The sequence below is a fragment of the Microcoleus sp. LEGE 07076 genome (assembly GCF_015207455.1).
Classification (GTDB): Bacteria; Cyanobacteriota; Cyanobacteriia; order Cyanobacteriales; family Microcoleaceae; genus Microcoleus.
In genome coordinates this window covers 1-4,709 of sequence record NZ_JADEWV010000324.1, presented here as the reverse complement: position 1 = coordinate 4,709, position 4,709 = coordinate 1, and the positions used below count along the sequence as shown (strand labels likewise).

General features: G+C 45.9%; 6 protein-coding genes. 1 reads left to right on the top strand and 5 read right to left on the bottom strand.

The features are described 5' to 3' along the window. The coding region (locus IQ270_RS31580; protein WP_228056786.1) for a hypothetical protein at window positions 1-209 on the top strand (209 nt) is incomplete at its 5' end. A gap of 164 nt (window positions 210-373) precedes the next feature. Here IQ270_RS31580 and IQ270_RS31575 read toward each other — a convergent pair. The 5 genes from IQ270_RS31575 to IQ270_RS28280 form a co-directional block, all read right to left on the bottom strand. Beyond that, window positions 374-547, bottom strand: coding sequence for a zinc ribbon domain-containing protein (locus IQ270_RS31575; protein WP_333301176.1), 174 nt, complete (start codon window positions 545-547; stop codon window positions 374-376). A gap of 187 nt (window positions 548-734) precedes the next feature. Further along, the gene (locus tag IQ270_RS28295) at window positions 735-1,490 is read right to left on the bottom strand and encodes an HIRAN domain-containing protein (protein WP_193976452.1); all 756 of its coding nucleotides are present in this window, start codon (window positions 1,488-1,490) and stop codon (window positions 735-737) included. Beyond that, the gene (locus tag IQ270_RS28290; protein WP_193976451.1) at window positions 1,487-2,467 is read right to left on the bottom strand and encodes a HipA-like protein; all 981 of its coding nucleotides are present in this window, start codon (window positions 2,465-2,467) and stop codon (window positions 1,487-1,489) included. The genes IQ270_RS28295 and IQ270_RS28290 overlap by 4 nt, the downstream gene beginning before the upstream one ends. A gap of 175 nt (window positions 2,468-2,642) precedes the next feature. Continuing rightward, window positions 2,643-3,584 carry a ParB/RepB/Spo0J family partition protein gene (locus IQ270_RS28285; protein ID WP_193976450.1) on the bottom strand — a complete coding sequence of 314 codons (942 nt, stop codon included), beginning with the start codon at window positions 3,582-3,584 and terminating at the stop codon, window positions 2,643-2,645. Then, the gene (locus IQ270_RS28280; protein ID WP_193976449.1) at window positions 3,581-4,336 is read right to left on the bottom strand and encodes a ParA family protein; all 756 of its coding nucleotides are present in this window, start codon (window positions 4,334-4,336) and stop codon (window positions 3,581-3,583) included. The genes IQ270_RS28285 and IQ270_RS28280 overlap by 4 nt, the downstream gene beginning before the upstream one ends. Between the last annotated feature and the right edge of the window lie 373 nt (window positions 4,337-4,709).

The window sequence follows — 4,709 nt, the reverse complement described above, 5'->3', positions numbered from 1 at the left end:
CAAGCCAAGGGCTAATTTCTGGTGCTCCCACTGCCAAAGGAAACAGGGACAGTGTGGGCGCTGGTACGATGACCCAGAGGCTGAGAAATAATCCAACTGCACTCAAAAACGAAGGGATGAACAGCGAGACTAGAAACGATACCAATGAGACTAGCTTTTTGCCGCTATTTTTAGGTTGCACAGATTTTTTCCCAAAGCCAGATTTTTAATTATTACGCCGTAAGTCCCCACTAGAGTACACTTTAAACCGCTCGATAGAACCTACACAAATCTAGACAAGCTAGATTGAAGTCTACTTCCTGCGCGGGCGCGGGCATGGGAGCGGTTAACACTCTTTGCAGGCTTCCAGGCGCAAGCTGCACCCGGTATACTTTTAAGCTAGTATAAAAGCTTGATGTTCGAGATTCAGTGCGGCATTCAGATCGCGATCGATGCTGATGCTGCACCCCGAGCAGTTAAACACACGTTCTTTGAGCGGCATTTCTTGAATATGTCCACAGCAAGAGCAAGTTAATGATACAAACCAGCGCTGGGCAGTTCGACTAATTATTGCTGTCTTGGGAGTTAATCCGGTTGGTAGATCTTCATAGGTTTTCAGTAGTCCTATTTTGGGTAGTTGAATCTTTCGATGGTCAATCTTGATTGTTCCTTCTAATGTGAAGCTATCTTGTTGACCTTTTCGCTATGTTTTGTCGAGTTATATACAGTATTGTCTAGTTATTTAGATGCAGTTATTAAACCCAAGAGCTGCTGAGGGGCTGATATTCATAACTTGAAAAGGGGCGAAAGTCATTATAGCATTGAGCAGTTATATTACACAGCAGGCGAAACTGGAGTGGTGTCGGCGGTAGATTGACTTGCTCTACGCGCACCTCTACTAAACTGGGATTCCTCAATAGAACTTCAAAAATCTCACTATTCAAATATCGCGGACAATACCCGACAATATAATGATCTTCTGTATTTAAAGTCAATGCTTTAGAATCATAATGATTTTGAAATTCGTGAGCTAACCACAAATTTTCTCCTGTCTCTAAGCGGTTAATTCGCTCAATTGCACAGGGTGGCAAATACCGCAGTCCCTGCAAGAAAAAGTGAAGGCGATACCGCCCTTCAGAATCTGGTTCAGGAATGAGAAAAACAGTTAGAGTATCTGTTTCTCGCCGCCCACCGCTGCGGGCTAGCATGGCAATTGGATCGCTTTCATCTTGAGGAAGATTTAGCCAGTGAATAAAACTTGGGTAATCGGGGCGATTTTTCGGCATTAGCCGATTAACAAATACGGAAAATAAGTAGGTTGATGTATATACTTCACCGAAGCGCGGAAACGAGGGCAAGGGTTCAAAACCGCACTTCTGTTGAGCTTCTAAAACGCCTTGCGTGTAGGTAAATTGGTAGTTGGTTCCGTCAAAGGTTAGCCTGCCAATGGGAAACCAGGAACGGCTGTTTGGATCTTGCCAAGCCAAAAAAAGCGTTGAGTGTGTTTTCACGGTAGCGTTTTCCTCAAGTTAAGCAGTCTGTGTTGATTGAATTCAAGAATCTTTTGGGCAAACTCGGCTGCAATCGGTGAGATACGAGTGTTAGGAATTCGATTAAAAATATCCACCATATTCGCCTTTGAGATACTTTCAAGTCGCTCAAGCCATATATGCGCTGCATTCGGAAATCGACGTGCAGCGCAGTCAAATACATCAATTGTTTTGAGAGGCTTTTTATCATCAACGTTGCCATAAAACGCTGAGAAACATTTGTTAGCATAAGCCTCAACTGAGCGTTTTTGCCTTTGTTCATCTGAGAGGTCGCGCCCCAGACTGGAAGCATGATCGTAACTGGGTGCTAGGTGTGTTGTCTTGGATGTAGGGGACGCTAGATTTACTGTTTCAGATGCAGTGGGTGCTAGGTGTGTTGTTTCGGATGTAGTAGGCACTGCCTTATTTCGGACAACACCCCAGTTTTCGTGGTGGCGATCGCCATTGCCAATCCACGCATCTAACAGAAGATAGCCGACAAACACTTCTACAGCTTTTTGGATGCCACTGGGTACTGTGCAACCAATAGGTAAATTCACAGATTCATCAGAGATAATTCTCAACACTAGATCAATTGTATGTTGTGACAGGTTGTAGGTTGCAAAGGTGGGGTAATTTGGCACGATGGGAGTAAGAAGTTCGTTACCGTGAACGAGGGTGCCACCGTTAGGCAAAAAGTAAGAAGAGACTACACCGAGATTCCCCTCACTCGTGGCGGCCAGTTCATAATTAGCATGAGGAATTCCCAGTAATTCGCACAATTCGGAGGCCACTTTCTCTGCCCAATCTTCGCCTAAATCAAGTCTTGCTTGTTTGTACAGGCAGCGGCCGAGTTCTGGGTGTTCAAACCAAAACTTATACTTGCTCCCCATTGCTTCCTGATTAGAGAGTTCGTAAGCTTGAGGGGTAACAATAATGATGGGAAATTCATCGGACATAAATTGGAGAACCTATTTCTTTCGCCGTACTCGCAGTTGACAAATATAGCAACCGCTTTCGTCGGTTAGAACACAAAGTCCGGTAGGGTTCATGAATGACCCCTACCTTGTGCTAACCTGACGCTCATCTTTCAGATAGAGCGCGGGACTTCCCACGAGTTAGTTAAAATCCGCTTCATTTTTCCAATCCCTCACCCACCAATGCTTCCAGTTCAGCTAACAGCTTCTCTAGTTTCTTTTGCTTTTTGGGGTCATCCCAAACTTTAGACTTTTTCACTCGCTGCAAAGCTGCATCTACACGATTTAAAAGCGATCGATCCGGTGCAGTCGCCGGACCTGTATTTTGGGCTTTTAAATCGGCAATGCGCTGTTTGATTTGGGTCAGAGAGAGGTCGAGATCGATCGCCTCCTCTAGTAATTGGGAGCGCTCTGAGCTATCCTTAACTCGGGCGATCGCTCTGGCTTTGGTATACTCAATCCGTCCTTTCCGCAGCGCTCCAATCACATCATCTGGCAGGTTCAGCAAGGGGAGGCGATTGGTTCGGAAACTCTCTGGAGTGTACTTCCCGACGAGTACAAATATATCGCTTACTATTTGCCACTCCGAGCTGTGGATAACGTTATCCACACCTGCGCGTTCTGGGTGCGCGGCCGCTCCGAGCAAAGCAATAACAGACGAGGAGGTAGAGTTTAATTTCATTGCCAGCAATTGCAGAATCCCCTCGGTTTCCTCAATCGCATTCAAATCTTCCCGCTGCAAGTTCTCCAGCAGTGCAATTTGCAGAGCCTCTGTGTCTGTCAGTTCCCGAATCACGACAGGAACTTCAGTCAAGCCTAACGACGACGCGGCTCGATAGCGCCGTTCTCCCGCTACCAATTCGTACTTGTTGCCATCTATGGGGCGTACCAGGAGCGGTTGCAGAATCCCTAGCTGCTTGACTGACTCCACCAGTTCTTGCATAGCTGTCGGAGCGAAATAGCGGCGCGGCTGCTGCTGGGGCAAGACAATTTTGTGTATTGAGACAAATTCGGATGCGGCATCTGCACTGTCGCTGGTTCCTAATAGAGCCTCAACTCCTTTGATTTGATAAGGCTGACTGTCGCGCTTTTGATTCATGCCAGAGCTAAGAGTCCTTGTGCAATAGTATCGAGTACGGCGACGGCTGGATGTTTTGGATTGTACACGGCCAGAGGTACGTGTTGCTGTGACGCATCGGCAAAAGCCACAGTCCGAGGCACAGGGGGGTAAATCGCACCAATCTTCTCCAGAGAAGTAGTAATTGACTGCAAACTTTGAAAGGCCTGCACAGTACGGGTATCGTACAGCGTCGGAATCACTCCAGCAATCTGCAATTTCCGATTAGCGCGTTTTCTGACGCGAGCAATGGTTTGCAACAGCAATTCGGTTCCTTTGAGAGCTTTATATTCAGTCTGAATTGGAATTAAGACGTGAGTGGAGGCAACTAGACTGATATAGGATAGGATGCCTAGCGAGGGAGGGCAGTCTATCAATATGAAGTCATAGTGCGAGCTAAGGGGGTCAATGACTTCTTTTAGCCGACTATCTCTCATGTCAGCCATTACCAGTTCCAGCTCTGCTCCGCTCAAATTAATATTAGAAGGGAGCAAGTCCATGTTGTGAAGGTTTTTGCGGAGCGCCGCGTCAGAACCGTTCATAATGGACTCGTACACAGTTTCCTGTAACTCAGAGGGTTCCAAGCCCATGAAGGCGGTAAGTGAGGCTTGGGGGTCCATATCTACTAACAAGACTTTTTGCTTCCGCTTGGCTAAATGGTAGCCTAAATTCATTGTCAAACTGGTTTTGGAGACGCCGCCTGACTGGTTGAACAGCGCAATAATTTTGCTCATTTATTTTTAAGCACGCTCTGAAACGTGTTGATTAAACAATATTAGTGGACTGCGGCTTATTGTAAACTAATCCTTGAAAGAACTTTGAGAACCGCCTTTTATAACTGCGATCGCAGTTATCATTGAACAGAGATGTTGAGGGGAGCATCCCGATGCAAGCAAGTTGTCTCAAAAGACAACGGCAGTATAGGGCTTTAGAGGGATATCAGCGGTGTTTTTGCAAAATCGGGATGCTCCCGATGTTGACAGGGTAAGCGCATCTAATTTGGTAGTTAAATATACAGATTATTTGGCACATTTATATAATGACAGATATCGTTTGAGCATCAGAGATGTTATCTAGTAGACTGATCAGTACAAAGTTTCTATCTTA